The organism is Sphingomonas sp. PAMC 26605 (assembly GCF_000241485.1).
In the GTDB taxonomy this organism is placed as follows: domain Bacteria; phylum Pseudomonadota; class Alphaproteobacteria; order Sphingomonadales; family Sphingomonadaceae; genus Sphingomonas.
The window spans coordinates 1882787-1902535 of sequence record NZ_JH584241.1 but is presented as its reverse complement, the minus strand read 5'-3'; the positions used below and the strand labels follow the sequence as shown (position 1 = coordinate 1902535).

Genomic DNA, 19749 nt, shown 5'->3' with positions numbered 1-19749 from the left:
AGGCTGGTCCAGCGCGATGTCGGTCGAACGGGGCCTGGCACCCCGCTGCGCTTACTTGCGGCTCTTGCGCGCGGCGTAACGCGCGTCGCGCGCCGCCTTCTTGTCGATCTCGGCCTGGATCGCGGCCTGCTCGGCATCCTTGATCGCCTGCTCGGCGGCGGCGGCCTTGGCGAGCTTGTCGAGCCGGGCCTGTTCGAGTGCGGCCTTCTTCTCTTCGCGCTTCTTGGCTTCGGCCTCTTCCTTCGCTTCGCGCGCCGCGGTGCGGGCGGCGACGACCGCGGGATCGACCGGCGGCTTGGCCTTCAACTTCTCGAGGGCGCGCTGCTTGGCGTCGGCCGACAGGGCGGCGCGGTCTTTGAAGGAAGGTTCTTTGTAGGATGCCATGTGGCGGGCTTTAGCCTTGTCTTGCAGATAAGGAAATGGCGGAGAGGGTGGGATTCGAACCCACGGTACCCGTGAGGGCACGCCGCATTTCGAGTGCGGTACATTCGACCACTCTGCCACCTCTCCGCGAGGTCATATGATGCGCTTTGCGGGGAACCCCATAAAGCGGCACCGGTCGGTGAGCGGGGGCCACTAACGCAGTCGTTCGGGGAGCGCAAGGCTTTGCCGCAGCATTCTCTTGTGCAGCGCGGAACACGCCTTAAGTTAGACCCATGCACCGCACCCCGATTACCTCCCCGCCCTTCTCCGCCGAAATCCCGCTGCCGCCGATCAGCCATGCGCGCTTCGCGATCGGCGATGTCGTGCGCCACCGCATGTTCGATTTCCGCGGCGTGGTGTTCGATGTCGACCCGGTCTTCGCCAACAGCGACGAATGGTACGACGCGATTCCGGAGAACATCCGGCCGCGCAAGGACCAGCCCTTCTACCACCTGCTCGCCGAGAATATGGAGTCGAGCTACGTCGCCTATGTCAGCCAGCAGAATCTGGTGCCCGACGATCTCGACGAGCCGGTCGATCACCCCGCGATCTCGGGGCTGTTCGGCGAGTATGAGGATGGGAAATACCCGTTGCGGCGCGAACACCGCCACTGATTCGCGGGGCTCGTACAGGCGCGACCGTCACCCCGGACTCGTAGCGGGGCCCGCCGTGCCGCAGGAGTTGCCGCCGCAGGCGCGTGGTTACGGTGGACCCCGGCACAAGGCCGGGGTGACGTCCGAAGGGCGAACGCCGCTAAGCGCTCGCCCCCCGCCCGCTCAATACTTCACGCGAATCCGCGCGTACCAGAAGCCACCGTTGAAGCCGAACGGACCGCCGTTGCGCGGATAGATCTGCCCGTCGGCCGAGCTCCCCGTCAGCGGATACAGCACTTGCGATGCGCTCGTCAGCTTGTCGGGCCGCTCGTCGAGGATGTTGGTCCCGCCGACCGTGACGGTATAATGCTTGGCAAAGGTATAGCTCATATCGAGATCGGTCGTCGCCTTGGCGCCGAAATGCTGGCTGGTGACGCCGTAATCGACCGCGCTCGACCACCAGCTATAGTAATTCTCGCGAAAATTGATGCTGAGCGGACCGCGCGTCCAGTTGGTCGTGAAGATCGCGCGATGATTCGGCGCGAGATGCTGGACGTCGATGATCTGCGCCGCGCTGATCACGCCCGGGTTGAAGCGGCGCACCGTGCTCTTGTTGTAATTGTACGCCAGCGTGAAGTTGAGCTCCGCGCCGCTGAGCTTGGTATGATAGGTGCCGACGACGTCGACGCCTTGCGTGCGCGTGCTGAAGCCGTTGGTGAAGTAGGTCACCGCACCACCGACCCCGACCGCCGCGAGCGCCGGTTGCGCCGCGAGATCGGCCGCGGTGACGTTGAAGGTCTGCGAGATGCCGATTCGGCTGTCGACGTCGATGCGATAGCCATCGACCGTCAGCGTCAGCGCCCGGACCGGTTTGACGATGAAGCCGACCCCGTAATTGGTCGAGGTTTCGGGTTTCAGCGGCACCGCGCCGTAGAATCTGGAGATCGCCGTATCGACCGGATAGGTGCCGGTCTGCACCTGGTTGCCGTTGTTGAACGAGGTCGTCAGGATCGAATTGTGCTGCTGGCCGGGTGATGGCGCATGGAAGCCACTGCCGATCGTGCCGCGCAGCGAGAACGCCTCCGAGAAGCGGTAGAGCGCATTGAACTTGCCGACCCATGAGCCGCCGAACGTGTTGTAATGCTCGTACCGCCCGGCAACGCCGACGCTCAGCGCCTTGGTGATGTCGGTCTCGATCGCGCCGTAGAGCGCATAGCTGGTCTGGCTCCACGACCCCGCCGCCGCCGGGCTGGTGCCGCCATAGCCGCTCGCGCCGGGCGATTGCGACGCGCTGACCGGCGTCGTGCCGTTGAGCGCGCGGCGATAGACGCCCGGCGAGACGAGATCGTAGAGCGGCTGGGTCCCGAAGGGCCCGGCGCCGTACGACTGCACGTCGCCCGCGACGAGCTTGTAGGTCTCCTTGCGGAACTCCCCGCCCGCCGCCAGCGTCAGCGGGCTCGCCAGGCCGACCTCGAGCGGATAGCTCAAGTCGAGATTGGCGTCGGCCTCCTCCTGCGTGATCTTGCCGAACTTGAACGCGGTCTGCGACAGCGGGCCGTACGACGCGTTGAGCGACTGATACATCGACAGGTCGAGCGTATTGCGGCTGAGCGAGCCCGACAGGTCATAGGTCAGCCCGTTGGCAAACTTCCCCTTATAGCCGAGCGTCCCGTACAGTTCCTCGGTCACGCCGACGAATTGCGGGGTGAAGCCAGCCGGATAGATCGACCGGAAGGTGAAGGTGTTGGTGTCGCGTACGAACCCGCCCGCCGGACAGGTGGCGTTGCCGGTCGGGCAGGCGGTCAGATAGATCGGGTTGAACGCGCCGTTCGCGCCGAGCGTGCGCGTGACGCCGGTCGTGTCGATCGCGGTGCTCCCCACGGATGGCCGGTAGTTGAAGCTCTCGACCGCGCGGCTGTGCGCGTAATTGACGAAGAGATAGAGCTTGCTGCTGTCGGTGACGTCGATCGCCGCATTGACCACGCCTTTATAGCCATGGGAGGGCGACGATCCCCAGATCTGCGCCGGCCCCGGATAGTTCGGGATCTGCGGCGCAAGCGCCGGGAAGGCCGCCGCGAAATTGGCGGCCGCGGGCCGAGTCGCGCCGCGACTGGTCTGGCCGTCATCGTCATATTCGCCGGTGACGTTGATGAAGCCGATATCGCCGATCCCGACGCCGACATTGCCGGCGACCTGGACGCTCTTGCCGTCACCGTTCTGATAATATTGGCCATAGCGCGCGACCAGTTCGAGCCCGGATTTCTCCTTCAGCCCGTAATTAAGCACCCCGCCGATCGCGTCCGAGCCATATTGCGCGGTCGCGCCCTCGCGCAGCACCTGCAGGCTGCCGATCGCCAGCGCGGGGATCGCCGAGATGTCGGCGCCTTGCGAGCCGAACGACAGCCCCGAATCGGAGCCGCCATAGACCTGCACCAGCGCCGAGCGGTTGTAGCGCTTGCCGTTGAGCATCACGAGAATCTCGTCGCCCGGCAGGCCGCGCAGCGAGGGCGAGCGGACGAAGGTCGAGGCGTCGGATATCGTGTTCTGCCCGACATAGAAGGACGGCACGATGTTCTTGACCGCGTCGAGCATGTTGGCGGCGGGCTGCGCGGTAAGCTCGGCCGCGCTGATCACGTCGATCGGCGAGGCCGAATTGGTGAGCGTGCGGTCGGTGCGGCGCGTGCCGATCACGACGATGTCGCTCGGCGGCTCCTGCGGTTCTGCCGCATCGGGAGCGGCGGCGGGCGCTGCGGGCGCGGCGATCGGTGCGGCAATGGCAGGCGAAGCGCCCAGGCCGGCAATAAGCGCCAGCGTCGAAATGGACTGTCTGAAAATCACGGCTAATCCCCCAAGGTTCGGTAGGTTTCGGTGTTTCGATCCCGTCGCATGCGCCGTCCAGAGCGGACGGACGCAGTTCCCCCTGCCGTAAAGCTCGGCATTTCCAGATTTCTTGCCAAACATCTGACACGCACATCTTCGGCGAGCACAAACACATCTGTGCCGCATCCTGCGTTCTGGACACGTCGTGCCGCTGAAGACTCACCGACGGCGTATGTCCACCGGACTCGTCTTCGCCACATCTGTTCCGAATCGGATTGCGCCACAGGTCGTTTGGCGATGCAACATAAAGTTCACGTTCGGCCGCGAACGGGCACGGATTAGGACGATTGCGGACCTACTATTGCGTTTGAGCAACGGTTTTGCGACGGGCGTCGTGCACCTCGACGGTTGACAGCGCGCCTCGTCTCGCATAGCTGGCGCTTCTTTCCCGCGCCCGGTCCGCCGTGCGTGGGGCACAGGTATTTTTGAAAGTGATGAGGGCCATGTTCGCAATCGTGCGCACAGGCGGCAAGCAGTATCGCGTTGCCGCCGGAGACAAGATCGTCGTCGAGAAGCTCGATGGCGAAGCTGGGGCGTCGATTACGCTCGGGGACATTCTGCTCGCGGGCGAAGGCTCGGAGATGGCATCGCTCGAGGGCCTGACGGTCACCGCAGAGATCATCGCGCAGGCGAAGGCCGACAAGGTCATCGTCTTCAAGAAGCGCCGTCGCCACAACTATCGTCGCAAGAACGGTCATCGCCAGCGTCACACGATCCTGCGCATCACCGCGATCGGCGACCACAAGGCCGAGCACAACAAGTCCACCGAAGCAGCCGCGCCCGAAGCGTCGGCCGCTCAGGCGTAAGGAGTAATCCCAGATGGCACATAAGAAAGCAGGCGGCTCTTCGCGCAACGGTCGCGATTCGGCAGGCCGTCGCCTCGGCGTCAAGAAGTTCGGTGGCGAAGCCGTCATTCCGGGCAACATTCTCGTGCGTCAGCGCGGCACCAAATTCTACCCGGGCGTCAACGTCGGCATCGGCAAGGATCACACCCTGTTCGCGCTGACCGAAGGTCGCGTGACCTTCCACCAGGGCAAGCTCGGTCGCAAATTCTGCTCGGTAGAGATGCCGCAGGCGATTGCCGCCGAATAACATCGGGTAACCGGACGGGTTGCCCACCAGGGCGACCCGGGACCGCGCAAGCGGACCGAACAAGGGAGACGGGTCGCCCCGGCTCCCTTTTTTCATGCTCCCTCCCCACCCATTGTCCTTCGTTCGTCACGCAAGACGGGCAAAGGGCGGCGACGAGGAGAGTATCGATGTTCGCTCGGACCCCGAGACTGACGCTGCGGCCCGGCTGGCCGGAGGACGCGCCTGCCATGGCGCAGGCGGTAGCGCACGAAAGCGTCGTGACGATGCTGTCGAGTCCACCCTGGCCCTATACGCTCGGCGACGCAGAGAACTTCCTGTCGCAGCCGCGCGCGGTAACCGATCCCTATTGCCTGATCCTGCGCCATGAATCGGCCTATCCCGACCTGATCGGCGCGATCTCCATCACGGAGCGGGGCGGCGGCAACGAACTTGGCTACTGGTTGACGCCATCGGCCTGGGGTCGCGGCTATGCGACGGAGGCGGGCAACGCAATGCTCGACATGGCGCGCCATGCCTTGGGGCTGAAGCGGTTGCGCTCGAGCTATTTCCTCGACAATCCGGCGTCGGGCAAGGTGCTGAGCAAGCTCGGCTTCCGTCGCACTGGCGAAAAGCTTCTCTACAGCGCTGCGCGTGGGACGGAGGCGCCATGCGTGACGATGGAGATCGACCTGATCGTCGAGGAGCAAACCCCGACTTTTAGCTTGGCGGCCTGACCCTACCCGTCACCCCGACCTCGTGCCGGGGTCCACCGTCGTCCGGACCTAACCGCCGCAGATCGCGGCGGCACGGTGGATGCTGGAACAGGCCCGGCATGACGGAAAGTGGGCTCAGGCCGCAACCGCCGCGCGCGGCAGAATGGCATCGGCATAATCGCTCTCGGCAAGCGCGATCAGCTTGCGGTCATCGTGCTTCCATGGGTGAAAGCCCGGCAGGAAGAAGGCGACCCACGCACCCAGGATTTTCCGCGCCATCCCCGGCTTGCCGAGTGCGTACCACAGGATCCCGCGATGCGCGCGCCAGCCGGTGATCCCGTCCTGCCGGAGCAGTTCGAGCATTCCCTTGTAGCGCCCGGCGAAAAACTTCTTGGTCGTGCCGATCATCACCAGCGCCTTGACCTTCCAGCGCATCCAGCGGCTCCAGTCGCGCGTCGCATGCAGCCAGGTGTCGTAGGCGACGCCCTTATGCTCGATCTCCTCGGCGGCGTGCCAGCGCCACAGCGCCGCGGCCTGCTCGTCCCCGCCCGCCAAATGCCGCGGATCGGCGATCAGCTCGTGCGCCAGCATCGCGGTAAAATGCTCGAGCGCCATGGTCGCGGCAAGACTCGCGATCGGCGGGCGGCCCTTGGTCAGCGCCAGCGCCTCGTCGATATGCTGTTCGAGCAGGCGGGTGTCATAGCCCTGGTCGGTGACATGGCGGTTGAACGCGACATGCTCGCGCGTGTGGATCACTTCCTGCTTGATGAACGCCTGGATCTCGCCGTGCAGCCGCGGCGGCGTGCCCTCGCGGAAATTGCGGACGCTGTCGACGAAGAACCCCTCCCCCTTCGGGAAGGTCACCGACAGCGCGTTGTAGAATGCGGTGCCGAACGGATCGTCGTTGAGCCACCAGCGCCGCATCTGGACGCCGCGCCCGAAGCGCAGATCGCGCGGGGTGATGGTGAGATCGGCGGGACTGGTTGCTTTCGCCACGAAAACCTCCAAACAACGAGAGAACTAGCCCTCGAATTAAGCGTTACTTACATCAGTGTCAATAGTTCGCAAACGTCTTAGTCCAGAAGAGTCGCGTGATGCCGCGATCGAAGCCGCCCGCGCTCTGCTTGTCGAGCAGGGGCCGCAAGCCGTCACGCTCAAGGCGGTCGCGACGCGGGTCGGGCGGACGCATGCCAATCTGCTCCATCATTTCGGTTCGGCGGCGGACCTGCAAAAGGCGCTGATCACGCACCTCGCCGATACGATCACCGCGCAGATCGGCGCCGCGGCCAAGCGCGCACGGGCGGGCGAGCAGGACCCGCGCGTCGTGGTCGACATGACCTTCGACGCCTTCGCGCAGGGCGCGGGCGCGATGGCGAGCTGGATGATCCTGACCGGCAACGAGGATGCGCTCGACCCGATCCTCGAGGCAATCCACCGGCTGGTCGACGATCTCGCCGCGGATCCCGACATGGCCGGCAACAAGCCGATCCACGAGGAAACGCTGCAACTGGTACTGATGGCGCTGGGCGATTCGCTGCTCGGCGGACCGATGGCGAAGGCGCTCGGCCTGCCGCCAGGCAAGGCGCGCGAGCTTGCGCTCGAACAGCTCGTTTCGGCGCGCGTGGCGCTTCCTGCAGCGACTGGCTAAAAATCGCATCTTCGGCTAAGGGCCGCCGATGCATTTTCTAGACCAAGCAAAGATCTTCGTCCGGTCGGGCGCGGGTGGCCAGGGCGCCGTCAGCTTCCGCCGCGAAAAGTTCATGGAATATGGCGGCCCCGACGGCGGCAATGGCGGCAAGGGCGGCGACATCATCTTCGAGGCCGTCCCCGGTCTCAACACGCTGATCGACTTCCGCTACACCCAGCATTTCCGCGCGCCGCGCGGGCATGGCGGGTCGGGCTCGAACCGCACCGGCGCGGGTGGCGACGATCTGATCATCCGCGTTCCCGTCGGCACGCAGGTGCTCTCCGAGGACAAGGAAGAGGTGCTCGCCGACTTCACCGTGCCGGGCGAACGCGTCGTGTTCCTGCGCGGCGGCGATGGCGGCCGTGGCAACGCGACCTACAAGACCTCGACTAACCGCGCGCCGCGCCAGCACGGGACCGGCTGGCCGTATGAAGAGATGTGGATATGGCTGCGGCTCAAGCTGCTCGCCGATGCGGGTCTCGTCGGGCTGCCCAACGCCGGCAAGTCGACCTTCATCAACGCCGTGACCAACGCGCAGGCCAAGGTCGGCGCCTATCCCTTCACCACCGTTCGCCCGCAATTGGGCGTGGTGAGTCGCCACAATCGCGAATTCGTCATCGCCGACATTCCCGGTCTGATCGAGGGCGCGGCCGACGGCGCCGGGATCGGCGACCGCTTCCTCGGGCATATCGAGCGCTGCAAAGTGCTGCTCCACCTGGTTGATGCGACCGAGGAAGACCCTGTGGGTAACTACCGGATCGTCCGTGGAGAACTCGACGCGTACGGCGCGGGGCTTGTGGATAAGCCGCAGGTGATCGGGCTCAACAAGATCGACGCCTTGGAGCCCGCCGAGGTCAAGAAGCTCGTCACCAAGTTGAAGCGCGCGAGCAAGGCCGACGTGCTGCCGATGTCGGGCGCAGGCGGCACCGGCATCGAGGCCGTGGTCGAGCGGCTGATCGACGAGATCGGCCCGCCCGAAGGCGCACCCGCGCGCGACGATGATTCGCCGGGCGAATGGTCACCTGTTTGAACCGGGTGCGCGGTCTGGTATAAGACGACCATGGCCACGCAACCCGTCTACCCGCTGCTGACCGCCGAGCAATTTCTCGAGATCGACTTCGGCGATCAAAAGGCAGAACTCGACAACGGCGTGATTCGCATGATGGCGGGCGGGACCGCCCGTCATGCCCAAGTGCAGGTGAATATTGCCGCAGCCCTTCGCGTGCGTTTGCGGGGCAGCGGGTGCAGCGCCTATGCATCCGACATGGCGGCGCGGACGCACGACAGGTCGGTGCGATATCCTGACGTCAGCGTCTATTGCGGACGTGGCGACCCGTCTAACGACCGCGCCACCGCTTTCGATGACCCGCGCGTGGTCTTCGAAGTTCTGTCCGATGGAACGTCTCGGACGGATCTGCGCGTCAAGCTGAACGAATATATGGCACTGCCGAGCATCGACACGATCGTGTTTGTCGATATCGGTGTCGAACGATTGCGGATCGTTCAGCGTACCGGACCCAGCGGGTGGAACGACGTGACGCATGACGTCGCGATCGACCTCCCCCTGCCCGCGCTTGGTGTGACCATCCCGCACGACGAGATCTTCGCACGCGACTGAACGCGGTTGGCGCACGCGTCGCTGCGCGCTAACGCTCGTGGCAATGTCCGCTTTTGCCCCCGCCTCGACCCCGCGCTTGATCGTCAAGGTGGGCTCGTCGCTGCTCGTCGCGCCCGACGGTACGGTACGGCGTGCCTGGCTGAAGAGCCTCGTCGGCGACATCGCCGCACGCGCCCGCGCCGGACAGGAGATCGCGGTCGTGTCCTCCGGCGCGATCGCGCTCGGAGCGCGGCGCTTGAAGCTCCCCAAGGGCGGGCGCGCCAGCCTCGAAGACGCACAGGCCGCCGCCGCGACCGGGCAGATCGCGCTGTCGCAGGTGTGGGCCGAACTGCTCGGCGCCGAAGGGCTGACCGCGGCGCAGATGCTCGTCACGCTCGACGATCTCGAGGATCGCCGGCGCTATCTCAACGCCTCGGCGACGCTCGGGCGGCTGCTGTCGCTCGGCGTCGTGCCGGTGATAAACGAGAATGACAGCGTCGCCACCGCCGAGATCCGCTTCGGCGACAACGACCGGCTCGCCGCGCGCGTCGCGCAGGCGGCGGGGGCGCAGGGCGTGATCCTGCTGTCGGACATCGACGGGCTGTACGACGCCAACCCCAAGACCAACCCCAACGCCACGCTGATCCCGCGCGTCGAGCGGATCGATGCGCGGATCGAGGCGATGGCCGATGGCGGGTCGGGCTCGGGCATGGGCTCGGGCGGGATGGTCTCGAAGATCGCCGCCGCGCGGATAGCGACTGCGGCAGGCGCGCATCTCGCGATCGTGTCGGGGCAAGTCGATCACCCGCTCGCCTCCTATGATGCGACCGGGCGCGGCACGGTGTTCGTTGCGGAGAAAACCGCGCCAGCGCGCAAGGCGTGGCTCGCTGGCGGGCTTACCGCGAAGGGCGAGATCGCGATCGACGCTGGCGCCGCCGCCGCGCTGGCGAGCGGCAAGAGTCTACTCGCGGCCGGCGCGACCACCGTGTCGGGCGGCTTCGCGCGCGGCGATCTGGTCGCGGTAATCGGCCCCGACGGACGCACGCTCGCGCGCGGCCTGAGCGAATATGACATGGCCGACGCCGCCGCGATCACCGGCAAGCGCAGCGCCGATCACGCCGCGATCCTCGGTTACGCGCCGCGCGCCGCGCTGATCCACCGCAATCACATGGCGCTGCTGTGACGCGCCCCACCTTGCTGCGAGCAGGATAAAGGAACCCAATCGATGAGCGTTCTGGCCCTTACCGGCGGCACCGGCTTCGTCGGATCGCATGCGATCACGCTCGCGCTCGCCGCCGGGCACGAAGTCCGCGCCCTCACCCGCCGGCCGCAACCGCCGCGCGCTGGCGTGACCTGGATCGAAGGTGCGCTCGACACGCACGACGCGCTCGATCGCCTCGTGATGGGGGCGGATGCCGTCGTTCACATCGCCGGTGTCGTCAACGCGCCCGATCGCGCTGGTTTCGCTGCGGGCAACATCGCCGGCACGCAGGCGATGATCGACGCCGCGACCCAGGCGGGTGTCCAGCGCTTCGTCCACGTCTCGTCGATCGCCGGGCGCGAACCTTTGCTGTCCAACTACGGCTGGTCGAAGGCCGAATCGGAACGCGTCCTCGCTGCCTCGGACCTCGACTGGGTCATCGTCCGGCCGCCCGCGATCTACGGCCCCGGCGACATGGAGATGCGCGACCTGTTCCGCATGGCGTCACACGGCATCGCGCTGCTGCCCCCGGGCGGCCGCACTTCGGTGATCGCCGCGGACGATATCGCCGATCTGCTGATCGTGCTCGCCACGCACGCAACGCCGCGCCTCATCATCGAACCCGATGACGGCCGGCCGAATGGCTGGAGCCACGCCGAAATGGTGCGCGCCATGGGTGTCGCCGCCGGACGCCGTAGCGTCATTCCGATCGCGCTGCCAAAGGCCGTGCTGATGCTCGGCGCAAAGCTCGACCACGCCTTTCGCGGCAGCGGTGCGAAACTGACTGCCGACCGCGCAGGCTATCTCTCGCATTCCGACTGGGTCGCCAATCCGGCGAACCGCCCCGATCCGGCGCTATGGCGCCCAAAGGTCGATACCGCGACAGGCTTTGCCGAGACGGTGGCATGGTATCGCGCGAACGGCTTGCTATAGGCGTGCTACAAAGCTGCCGCATTTATGCGGCATCGACGACAAGAGTGATCAAGGACCGACCATGAGCGACCGCCAGGCCATTTACGACACCGTCACGGCACAGATCGAACCCTTCAACAAAAAGGGCGTGACGCTGAGCGACGCGACGACCTTCCAGGGCGATCTCGAATGGGACAGCCTGACGGTCATGGATTTCGTCGCGGCGATCGAGGACGAATTCGACATCATCATCACGATGAACATGCAGGCCGAGATCGAAACCGTCGGCCAGCTCGTCGACGCCGTCGCCAAGCTGAAGGGTTGATCCGATGAGCGATGCCGGCCTCGTCACCGAAAAGCTGACCGCCGACCCCGTGGAGGTCGCACCAGAGCGCGACTTGATGTCGAAGTTCGACGCGCTGATCGCCGAACGCCAGGCGCTGATCGATACCGGCGTCACCGATCCGTTCGCGATCGTGATGGAACAGGTCAAATCGCCGACCGAAGCGGTGATCGCCGGCAAGGACACGATCCTGCTCGGCACCTACAATTACATGGGCATGACCTTCGACGCCGACGTGATCCAGGCGGGCAAGGACGCGCTCGACCAGTTCGGCTCGGGCACCAACGGCAGCCGGATGCTCAACGGCACCTTCCGCGACCATATCGAGGTCGAGGATGCGCTGCGCGATTTCTACGACGTGTCGGGCGCGATCGTCTTCTCGACCGGCTATATGGCCAATCTCGGGATGATCTCGACGCTTGCCGGCAAGGGCGAGTACGTCATCCTCGACGCCGACAGCCATGCCTCGATCTATGACGGCTGCAAGCAGGGCAATGCCGAGATCGTCCGCTTCCGCCACAACGACGTCGCCGATCTCGACAAGCGCCTCGGCCGCCTGCCCAAGGAAGCCGGCAAGCTCGTCATCCTCGAGGGCGTCTATTCGATGCTCGGCGATATCGCCCCGCTCAAGGAGATGGTCGCGGTCGCCAAGAAGCACGGCGCGATGGTGCTGAGCGACGAAGCGCATTCGATGGGCTTTTACGGCCCCAACGGCCGCGGCGTGTACGAGGACCAGGGTTGCGAGGCCGATGTCGATTTCATCATCGGCACCTTCTCCAAGTCGGTCGGCACCGTCGGCGGCTTCTGCGTGTCGAACCATCCCAAGTTCGAGGCGATCCGCCTCGCCTGCCGCCCCTACATCTTCACCGCCTCGCTGCCGCCCTCGGTCGTCGCGACGGCGGCAACCTCGATCCGCAAGCTCAAGCACGCGCACCAGAAGCGCGCGCAGCTGTGGGACAATGCGCGCTCGCTGCACGGCGGCCTCAAGGCACTCGGCTTCCAGCTCGGCACCGAGAATCCCGACAGCGCGATCATTGCGATCATCCTCGATGATCAGGAACGCGCGGTCGCGATGTGGCAGGCGCTGCTCGACGGTGGGCTCTACGTCAACATGGCACGCCCGCCCGCGACCCCTGCGGGCACCTTTCTGCTGCGCTGCTCGCTTTGCGCCGAACATACCCCCGAACAGATCGCCCGCGTGCTCGAAATGTTCGAGGCAGCGGGCCGAAGCCTGGGTGTGATCGGCTGAAGCGTCGCCCAAGCCTATCCACGGGTCTTGCCACAGGTTAGACTGATGCGATGAGCGGGACAGCGGGCGAAGCAGGAGACGATCTGGCACGGTCGATCTGGCGCACCATCACGCTCGTCGTGCTGGCGGCGCTCGGCGTTGCCGTGCTCGTCGCGCTGATCCTGACGCTCGGCGAGGCCAACCGCCAGCGCGACCGCGCGCTCAAGCTACAGACGCACAGCTATGAGGTGATGATCCTCTCGGCGAATCTATCGGGCACTATCGCGCGGGCCGAGGCCTCGCTCGGGCGCTACGTGATCAGCGCCGACACCAATCTCGGCCAGACCTATTCGGCCGACTGGCAATTGGCGGGGCAGCAGCTCGCGCGGCTCGACCAGATCACGCGCGACAATCGCGAGCAGCAGGCGCTGATCGGCCCGCTGCGCCGCGCGTTCGATGCGCGTGGTACCGAACTGTCGACGATCGCGCTCAACACCTTCTACAAGCGCAACGGCCAGGCGATCCCGCTCTATTACAAGGCGCGCCAGTCGGCCTCGCTGACCGAGATCGCCACGCTGCTCGACCAGATCGGGACGCAGGAACGCGCGCTGCTCGCCGATCGTACCGGCGAAGCGATGCGCTCGGTCGCGCGCTCGAGCGGGCTGGCCAGCGCCCTGTCGGTGCTCGGTATCCTGCTGCTGGTCGGCGCGGTCGCTCTGGGGTGGCTGACCGTGACCGCGCTCGGCCAACGCGCCGTCGCGCGCGCCGAGGCCGATGCCGAGCGCGATCGCGCGATCGAGCTCGAGGCGGCGGTCGAGCGCGCGTCCGCAGTGCTGCTCGCGCAGGAGAGCAAGCTGCGCCAGGTCCAGAAGATGGAAGCGGTGGGGCAGCTTACCGGCGGCATCGCACACGATTTCAACAATATGCTCGCGGTAGTGCTCGGCGGGCTCGAGCTCGCCAAACGGCAACTCGCGACCGACCCGATCGCCGCGCAGCGCCATATCGACAATGCCACCGAAGGCGCCAATCGCGCCGCCGCGTTGACGCGGCAATTGCTCGCTTTCTCGCGCGAGGAAGCGCTGCGTACCGAACCGATCGAGCCCGTCGCCTTGGTGCGCGGCATGTCGGACCTGCTCGATCGCACGCTCGGCGATGGCGTCTCGGTCGCGGTCGACGCCGCGCAGGATTCGGCTTGGCTGGTGCGCTCGGACCGGCACCAGCTCGAAAACGCCGTGCTCAACCTCGCGGTCAACGCGCGCGACGCGATGAACGGACGCGGCCGACTGACGATCACGGCAGCCGGCGTGACGCTCGTCGAGGGCGCGATCGGCACCTGCCATGCAGGCGAATACGTCGCGCTGAGCGTCGCCGACACCGGCTGCGGGATGACCCCCGACGTGCTCGAGCGCGTGTTCGAACCGTTTTTCACCACCAAGCCCGCCGGCAAGGGCACCGGGCTGGGCTTGAGCCAGGTGTTCGCCTTCGTCCGCCAGGCCGATGGCCAGGTCGGGCTCGAATCGGTCGTCGGCCACGGGACTACCGTGACGATGTACCTGCCGCGCTATCACGCCGACCCGGTCGTCGCACAGCTTGCGCACGCCACGCCCGAAACGCCGGTCGATCAGCCCGCACTCGACATTCTGGTGGTCGAGGACGACCCCCGCGTGCTCGCCGCGACGATGGGCGCGCTCGCCGAACTCGGGCATCGCCCGATCGCGTGCGATGATCCGCTGACCGCACCGGGCATGCTCGCCAAGGTCGGGCATGTCGATCTGCTCGTCTCCGACGTGTTGATGCCGGGGCAGACCGGCCCCGAAATGGTCGCCGCCTTGCTCCCGCTCCATCCCGCGCTCGCGGTACTGTTCGTCACGGGTTATGCCGGCGAGGCGGGCGGCGAGGCCGAGTTTGGCGGCCACCACGTGCTGCGCAAGCCGTTCACGCTCGTCGCGCTCGAACGTGCGGTCGCCGCGGCGATCTCCGCACGCGGCACGGCGGCGCCAGACCGTATCGCGGCGGAGTGATTTGGTAGCTGACGCGGCCTCCGCGCCTCGATATAGCCGCGCGATGCGGGTGTTCCCTTCCCTCCGGCCCAAAGCCCTTCGCCACAAAGCCCTTCGTCCCTGCTCATGAAATCCATCGACCGCTATCTCGCGCGATTGATCGCGGTGCCGCTGTTTTCGACGCTGGTCATCTTCGCGATGCTGCTCGTGCTCGACCGCATGCTGCGACTGTTCGATTTCGTCGCGACCGAGGGCGGGCCGGTCAGCGTGGTGTGGCGGATGCTCGCCAATCTGCTGCCCGAATATTTCGGGCTCGGCATCCCGGTCGGGCTGCTGCTCGGCACGCTGCTCGCGTTTCGCAAGCTCGCGACCTCGTCCGAGCTCGACGTGATGCGCGCGGTCGGCATGAGCTACACGCGGATGCTACGCGTGCCCTATATGTACGCGGTCGCGCTCTGCCTGCTCAACTTTGCGATCGTCGGCTTCGTCCAGCCCGACGCACGGTACAATTACGAAAAACTGCGCTTCGAACTGCGCACCGGCGCGCTCGGCGCCTCGATCAAGGTCGGCGAATTCACCCATTTCGGCAACGACATGACGCTCCGGATCGAGCAGAGCCATGAGAGTGGCCGCAAGCTGTCGGGCATCTTCCTGCGCAAGGACGACAATAAGGGCGGCTCGATCGCGGTGACCGCCGAAAACGGCCAGTTCTTCGCAACCGACAATCCCGACGAGATCATCTTCCGCCTGACCAACGGCACCCTGGTGCGCACCGAAGCCAAGGTCGCGACGCCGCGCGTGCTGCGCTTCAGCAGCAACGACCTGCCGATCCCGCTGCCCAAGACCGAGAATTTCCGCGTTCGCGGCGGCGAGAATCTCGAGCGCACGCTGCCCGAGCTCGCGCGCATCGGCAGCGACCGCAAGGCCGACAAGGAACTGCGCGACACCAGCCGCGCCGCTTTCCACTTCCGTACCGCCGAAGTGCTGTCGATCCTGTTGCTGCCCTTGCTCGCGCTCGCGCTCGGCGTCCCGCCCAAGCGCTCGACCTCGGCGCTCGGCGTGTTCCTCGCGATCATCATGATCGTCGCCTATCACAAGGTGAACGAATATGCGCAGGCAGTCGGCGGCCTGGGCAAGATCGATCCGGTCATGGCGATCTGGATCCCGTTCACGGTGTTCGCGGGCCTTACGCTGTGGATGTTCTACACGATCGCCTATGTCCCCGGCGGCCAGCCGATCGGCGCGCTCGAGCGGGTCTTCTCGGTGCTTGCCAAGGCCGTCCGCAAGCTGCTCCCGGGCCGTCGCGACAAGGGCGCCAAGGCATGATCTCGTTCGAGCTGTTCCCGTCGCGCACCGTCTCGCTCTACATGGGCAAGATGTTCCTGATCCGCACCTTCGCGGTGCTGGCGATGTTCGTGCTCGTGCTCCAGGCGCTCGATCTGCTGAGCGAGAGTGGGCACATCCTCGCCTATGCCGGTAACGGCCAGGCCGAGATCACGCGCTATCTGACGCTGCGCATCCCCGAGATCATCGCGACCTTCCTGCCCTTCTCGGTCTTGCTCGGCACGATCATCACGCTCTCGACGCTCAACCAGAACAGCGAGGTCATCGCGCTCAAGGCCTCGGGCCTGTCGGCGCACCAGATCCTCGCGCCGTTGCTCGTCGCGAGCCTCGGCGTCGCGATCATCTCGTTCAGCTTCAACGACCGGATCGTCAGCCGCGCGACCGCGACGCTCAACCAGTGGCAGAAGGTCGATTACGGCCCGCTGCCGATCGACCGCGGCGACCGCGCCAATGTGTGGGTGCGCGACGGCGACGATCTGATCCAGGTCGAACAGGTCCGCGGCCACGGCGACGCCGCCAAGCTCGGCGGGATCACGCTGTTCGACCGCGAGGGCGGCAGCCTGATCGCGATCGTCTCGGCCAAGACCGGCGTGCGCGATCCCCAAGGGTGGAAGATCGGTCCGGCGACACGCTTCGACGTCGCGAGCGGCAAGCTGACGCACTTCGCTTCGATCGTCATCGGCCGCGACGTACGGCCCGACCAGTTCACGCTCGCCTCGATCGACGCCAACGGCCTGTCGTTCGGCGGGCTCCACGCTGCGATCGCTGATCTTAAGGCGGGGGGCCGTCCGACCAAGGCGCTCGAGGGCGCGATGTGGCACAAGCTATCCGGCCCGCTCTCGTCGATGCTGATGCCGCTGCTCGGCGCGGTCGCGGCATTCGGGCTGGCGCGCTCGGGCAAATTGTTCGTCCGCGCGGTGATCGGGATGATGCTCGGCTTCTTCTACTTCGTCGCCGACAATTTCGCGCTGGCGATGGGCAATCTCGGCGCCTACCCGCCCTTCCTCGCCGCCTGGGCGCCGTTCCTGCTGTTCCTGATGATCGGCGAAGCGGTGCTGATCCGCACCGAGGAATAGGCTCAGCGCATCCGATAGAGCGCGCTGCTCGCATCGCGATAGAGTGGGGTATGGCCGGGCCACAGGTCGGTTCGGCCATGCGTGTCGAGCACCCAGACGAAGTCGAACTTTTGCGGGCTGAGCTGCGCCAACCGTGCAGTGATCGCAGCGGTGGTCGGCCGCCCGGCGCAATCGAACGCGTCGATCATCTGCGACGGATCGTAGCGCAGCGCATCGGGCACCGGATAGGTGACGCGCAGCAACGGCGCGCCGACGATCGGCCATTCGGCGTTGACGAACGCATCGCGCCGCACGATCGCGAGCGCGGGGAGATGCGGGTAGGCGGTCTTGCGCCAGCCGGCATGGCAGCCGTTGGTCAGCACCATCGCCTCGATCCGGCTACCGCGCGGCACAAGGTCGAGCGCGGCGAGGTTCGAGCGATATTGCATGTCGAGTGCGTGCCAGCCCCACGCGATGACGCCGATGCGGACAGCGAACAGCAGCGTCGCGAGCAGCGCCAGTCGCGCCGCGCCGAACGCACTTCCCCGCCAGCGAAGCGCCAACGCCGCGACCAGGACTGCGAGCGGGGCGAGGCGCTCGTCCGCGCCCCAGCTGTTGAACACCGTCGAGGGCATCAGCAGGCACGCCAGCACGAGCAGCACCGCGCCATTGCCGATCCGCCAGTCGACTCGCCATTTTCCGCGCCACGCGAGCAGCACGACGAGCGCGCCGAGCAACAGCACGCTGCCGATATCGAGCAGCGGCGACCCACCGCGGAGCACGACCACCCAATTCATCAGCTTGCGCTGGAGCAGGTCGGCGCCATACCCGAACGACGCCCCCGCACCGCCACTGCGCCACAGCAGCGTCAGCACGAGCGGCGGTGCCAGCGCCAGCCCGCGCAGCGCGGCATCGCCGAGCGCGGGCAGCCGCGCCACACGGCGGCGCCATAGCCGTTCGAGTTCGAAGCCGATCGCGAGCAGGACGAGCACCCCCCATCCCATCGTATGCGCCAGCCAAACGACGACCCCAATCGGCGCGAGCAGCGCGAGATGTACCCACCAGGTGCGCTCGCGCAGCGCGATCCAGGCCGCGAAGGCGAGCAAGGCGAGCGCCTGAGCGAGGCAGAAATTGAGGAAGCCGAACAGCATCGCATTGCCGAACACGCAGCATCCGGCGATCACCGCGCCGGGCCCGACGCGCCCATAAGCGGCGCGCGCGACCGCCGCGATCCCCGCGATCGTCAGCACCGGCAGCAAGGCGGCGATCGCCCAGGCAGCGCGCTCGACGCCGAGCCACGGGCCGATCCACCAGACGAGCAGATCGACCCCGAGATTGCCGACCAGATGCCAGTCGAACGCATAGAACCGGTTGAGCCACGGCGAGTGCCCGGCCGCGAGCATCACGTGATAGCGCCCGACATGCCCCGCCCAGTCGGTCATCGATGGAGTCTGCGCCACGGCGAAGGGCAGCAGCGCGAGCAGCGCCATTGCCCCGAGCCACAGCGCGATGCGCGGTTCGTGCGGGTGGCTAGAGGTCGAGCGCCCAGCCATCGCGCCCCTTCGGATCTATCGGCCGGCTCGGCACGTAGCGTGCGTCCCCCGCCACCAGCCGCAGGATCGTCCAGTCGCCGCGCCGATCGCTTTCGGCAAGCGCGCAGCCACAGTCGGCAAACGCCGCGACGACGTCGCCGCGCTGCGTCTCGAGCAGACCGGCGAGCACGATCGTCGCGCCGGGCGCGGCGATCGCGGCGAGTTCGGGCGCCATCGACACGAGCGGCCCTGCCAGGATGTTGGCGATCACCAGATCGTACGGCGCACGCGCGGTGATCGTATCGTCGAGCGCACCGTCGGCGACGATCAGCGCGATCCCGTCGAGGCCGTTGAGCGCGGCATTCTCGCGCGTGACGACGATCGCGCGCGGGTCGATATCGGTCGCGACGATTTCTGCCGCCGGCCACAGATGCTGCGCGGCGAAGGCGAGCAGCCCGGTGCCCGTCCCGATATCGATGATCCGCGTGAACGCCCGCTCGGCGAGCCGGTCGAGCATCGCGAGACAACCCGAGGTGGTGGCATGATGCCCGGTCCCGAACGCCTGCCCCGCCTCGATCAGGAAGGCGCGGCCCCCCTCGGGCGCGGCGACCGGATGCGCGCTGGTATGGACGAGGAAGCGCCCTTCGGCGATCGGCTCGAGCCCGTCCTGGCTGCGCGTCACCCAATCCTCGTCGGGGAGCTGCACGATTTCGGGCCTGGCCTCGCCCGCACTCGGTGCGAGTGCGCGGATCGCGGCGATCGTCTCGGGCGTCGGTTCGGCTTCGAGATAGGCGTCGAGCCGCCAATGCTCGCGATCGTCCTCCTCGAGCTCGGTGGTCATCAGCACCATGCCCTCGGCCAGATCATCGGCGGCATCGATCGCCTCGGCCTCGGCGCGGGTGCAGGGGAGCGTCACTTTCCAGCTGGTCATTCGCAGCGTCCTGCCCGCCGCCCTCTCCCGGCGCAAGCGCCCGATTGTCGGGCGCGCCCTACGCAACGCGACTCCCTCCCTGGAAGAGCGTCAGGTGAACCATGCCCCGCATGGTTCAAGTCATCCCGGGGGGATGACCGACCTGACGCTGGGCTGGGGGTGGGTCGGCCCGTAGTCGGGCGGACGTTCCCATTGAGGCCGACCCACCCCTCGATCCCCTCCCTTTCAGGGAGGGGAGG

At 66.6% G+C, this 19749-nt stretch carries 19 protein-coding genes and 1 tRNA gene; 14 read left to right on the top strand and 6 right to left on the bottom strand.

What is annotated here, in order from left to right; genetic code table 11:
• Positions 1-51 precede the first annotated feature (51 nt).
• Both RH90_RS08810 and RH90_RS08805 read right to left on the bottom strand, forming a co-directional pair.
• Positions 52-384, bottom strand: coding sequence for a DUF6481 family protein (locus RH90_RS08810; RefSeq protein WP_010185186.1), 333 nt, complete (start codon positions 382-384; stop codon positions 52-54).
• 36 nt (positions 385-420) lie between these two features.
• Positions 421-510, bottom strand: a tRNA-Ser gene (locus tag RH90_RS08805).
• A gap of 146 nt (positions 511-656) precedes the next feature.
• Here RH90_RS08805 and hspQ point away from each other — a divergent pair.
• Positions 657-1037: a heat shock protein HspQ gene (gene hspQ, locus RH90_RS08800; protein WP_010185185.1), complete on the top strand. Its 381-nt coding sequence runs from the start codon at positions 657-659 to the stop codon at positions 1035-1037.
• A 162-nt stretch (positions 1038-1199) separates the two neighbouring features.
• On the opposite strand, the gene RH90_RS08795 is transcribed toward hspQ, so the two are convergent.
• Positions 1200-3854: a TonB-dependent receptor plug domain-containing protein gene (locus tag RH90_RS08795; protein WP_010185184.1), complete on the bottom strand. Its 2655-nt coding sequence runs from the start codon at positions 3852-3854 to the stop codon at positions 1200-1202.
• Positions 3855-4339: 485 nt separating this feature from the next.
• Between RH90_RS08795 and rplU the strand changes: the two genes are divergently transcribed.
• From rplU to RH90_RS08780, 3 genes are all read left to right on the top strand, one after another.
• Positions 4340-4702, top strand: a complete 363-nt coding sequence (gene rplU, locus RH90_RS08790; RefSeq protein ID WP_010185183.1) for a 50S ribosomal protein L21 — start codon at positions 4340-4342, stop codon at positions 4700-4702.
• Between the two features lie 13 nt (positions 4703-4715).
• Complete coding sequence (rpmA, locus tag RH90_RS08785; protein ID WP_010185182.1) at positions 4716-4988, top strand: 50S ribosomal protein L27; 273 nt, start codon at positions 4716-4718, stop codon at positions 4986-4988.
• A 167-nt stretch (positions 4989-5155) separates the two neighbouring features.
• Positions 5156-5701 carry a GNAT family N-acetyltransferase gene (locus RH90_RS08780; protein WP_010185181.1) on the top strand — a complete coding sequence of 182 codons (546 nt, stop codon included), beginning with the start codon at positions 5156-5158 and terminating at the stop codon, positions 5699-5701.
• A gap of 114 nt (positions 5702-5815) precedes the next feature.
• Here RH90_RS08780 and RH90_RS08775 read toward each other — a convergent pair whose 3' ends face one another.
• Positions 5816-6676 carry a metal-dependent hydrolase gene (locus RH90_RS08775; protein ID WP_010185180.1) on the bottom strand — a complete coding sequence of 287 codons (861 nt, stop codon included), beginning with the start codon at positions 6674-6676 and terminating at the stop codon, positions 5816-5818.
• A 55-nt stretch (positions 6677-6731) separates the two neighbouring features.
• Between RH90_RS08775 and RH90_RS08770 the strand changes: the two genes are divergently transcribed.
• From RH90_RS08770 to lptG, 10 genes are all read left to right on the top strand, one after another.
• Complete coding sequence (locus tag RH90_RS08770; RefSeq protein ID WP_010185179.1) at positions 6732-7328, top strand: TetR/AcrR family transcriptional regulator; 597 nt, start codon at positions 6732-6734, stop codon at positions 7326-7328.
• 28 nt (positions 7329-7356) lie between these two features.
• A complete protein-coding gene (obgE, locus tag RH90_RS08765) occupies positions 7357-8397 on the top strand; it encodes a GTPase ObgE (RefSeq protein WP_010185178.1) in 1041 nt (346 codons plus the stop codon).
• A gap of 30 nt (positions 8398-8427) precedes the next feature.
• Positions 8428-8985 (top strand): Uma2 family endonuclease, encoded by a 558-nt coding sequence (locus RH90_RS08760; RefSeq protein WP_010185177.1) that lies wholly within the window; start codon positions 8428-8430, stop codon positions 8983-8985.
• Between the two features lie 43 nt (positions 8986-9028).
• Positions 9029-10147, top strand: coding sequence for a glutamate 5-kinase (gene proB / locus RH90_RS08755; RefSeq protein WP_010185176.1), 1119 nt, complete (start codon positions 9029-9031; stop codon positions 10145-10147).
• A 42-nt stretch (positions 10148-10189) separates the two neighbouring features.
• Positions 10190-11098: an NAD-dependent epimerase/dehydratase family protein gene (locus tag RH90_RS08750; RefSeq protein ID WP_010185175.1), complete on the top strand. Its 909-nt coding sequence runs from the start codon at positions 10190-10192 to the stop codon at positions 11096-11098.
• A 61-nt stretch (positions 11099-11159) separates the two neighbouring features.
• Entirely contained in the window at positions 11160-11402 is a 243-nt protein-coding gene (locus RH90_RS08745; protein ID WP_010185174.1) for an acyl carrier protein, read from the top strand.
• A 4-nt stretch (positions 11403-11406) separates the two neighbouring features.
• Positions 11407-12669 (top strand): serine palmitoyltransferase, encoded by a 1263-nt coding sequence (gene spt, locus RH90_RS08740; RefSeq protein ID WP_010185173.1) that lies wholly within the window; start codon positions 11407-11409, stop codon positions 12667-12669.
• A gap of 50 nt (positions 12670-12719) precedes the next feature.
• A complete protein-coding gene (locus tag RH90_RS08735) occupies positions 12720-14669 on the top strand; it encodes an ATP-binding protein (RefSeq protein WP_010185170.1) in 1950 nt (649 codons plus the stop codon).
• A gap of 105 nt (positions 14670-14774) precedes the next feature.
• Positions 14775-15974: an LPS export ABC transporter permease LptF gene (gene lptF / locus RH90_RS08730; RefSeq protein WP_010185169.1), complete on the top strand. Its 1200-nt coding sequence runs from the start codon at positions 14775-14777 to the stop codon at positions 15972-15974.
• Positions 15971-17068 (top strand): LPS export ABC transporter permease LptG, encoded by a 1098-nt coding sequence (lptG, locus tag RH90_RS08725; protein ID WP_010185168.1) that lies wholly within the window; start codon positions 15971-15973, stop codon positions 17066-17068. Before lptF ends, lptG begins: the two co-directional genes overlap by 4 nt.
• A 2-nt stretch (positions 17069-17070) precedes the next feature.
• On the opposite strand, the gene RH90_RS08720 is transcribed toward lptG, so the two are convergent.
• Together RH90_RS08720 and RH90_RS08715 are read right to left on the bottom strand one after the other, a co-directional pair.
• Positions 17071-18600, bottom strand: a complete 1530-nt coding sequence (locus RH90_RS08720; RefSeq protein WP_010185167.1) for a hypothetical protein — start codon at positions 18598-18600, stop codon at positions 17071-17073.
• Positions 18578-19510, bottom strand: a complete 933-nt coding sequence (locus RH90_RS08715; RefSeq protein ID WP_010185165.1) for a 50S ribosomal protein L11 methyltransferase — start codon at positions 19508-19510, stop codon at positions 18578-18580. Before RH90_RS08715 ends, RH90_RS08720 begins: the two co-directional genes overlap by 23 nt.
• Between the last annotated feature and the right edge of the window lie 239 nt (positions 19511-19749).

Excerpts from the sequence above, each read along its gene's own strand:
- RH90_RS08810 (WP_010185186.1), bottom strand. The coding sequence starts at position 384 with ATGGCATCCTACAAAGAACCTTCCTTCAAAGACCGCGCCGCCCTGTCG.
- hspQ (WP_010185185.1), top strand. The coding sequence starts at position 657 with ATGCACCGCACCCCGATTACCTCCCCGCCCTTCTCCGCCGAAATCCCG.
- rplU (WP_010185183.1), top strand. The coding sequence starts at position 4,340 with ATGTTCGCAATCGTGCGCACAGGCGGCAAGCAGTATCGCGTTGCCGCC.
- rpmA (WP_010185182.1), top strand. The coding sequence starts at position 4,716 with ATGGCACATAAGAAAGCAGGCGGCTCTTCGCGCAACGGTCGCGATTCG.
- RH90_RS08780 (WP_010185181.1), top strand. The coding sequence starts at position 5,156 with ATGTTCGCTCGGACCCCGAGACTGACGCTGCGGCCCGGCTGGCCGGAG.
- obgE (WP_010185178.1), top strand. The coding sequence starts at position 7,357 with ATGCATTTTCTAGACCAAGCAAAGATCTTCGTCCGGTCGGGCGCGGGT.
- RH90_RS08760 (WP_010185177.1), top strand. The coding sequence starts at position 8,428 with ATGGCCACGCAACCCGTCTACCCGCTGCTGACCGCCGAGCAATTTCTC.
- proB (WP_010185176.1), top strand. The coding sequence starts at position 9,029 with ATGTCCGCTTTTGCCCCCGCCTCGACCCCGCGCTTGATCGTCAAGGTG.
- RH90_RS08750 (WP_010185175.1), top strand. The coding sequence starts at position 10,190 with ATGAGCGTTCTGGCCCTTACCGGCGGCACCGGCTTCGTCGGATCGCAT.
- RH90_RS08745 (WP_010185174.1), top strand. The coding sequence starts at position 11,160 with ATGAGCGACCGCCAGGCCATTTACGACACCGTCACGGCACAGATCGAA.
- spt (WP_010185173.1), top strand. The coding sequence starts at position 11,407 with ATGAGCGATGCCGGCCTCGTCACCGAAAAGCTGACCGCCGACCCCGTG.
- RH90_RS08735 (WP_010185170.1), top strand. The coding sequence starts at position 12,720 with ATGAGCGGGACAGCGGGCGAAGCAGGAGACGATCTGGCACGGTCGATC.
- lptF (WP_010185169.1), top strand. The coding sequence starts at position 14,775 with ATGAAATCCATCGACCGCTATCTCGCGCGATTGATCGCGGTGCCGCTG.
- lptG (WP_010185168.1), top strand. The coding sequence starts at position 15,971 with ATGATCTCGTTCGAGCTGTTCCCGTCGCGCACCGTCTCGCTCTACATG.
- RH90_RS08720 (WP_010185167.1), bottom strand. The coding sequence starts at position 18,600 with ATGGCTGGGCGCTCGACCTCTAGCCACCCGCACGAACCGCGCATCGCG.
- RH90_RS08715 (WP_010185165.1), bottom strand. The coding sequence starts at position 19,510 with ATGACCAGCTGGAAAGTGACGCTCCCCTGCACCCGCGCCGAGGCCGAG.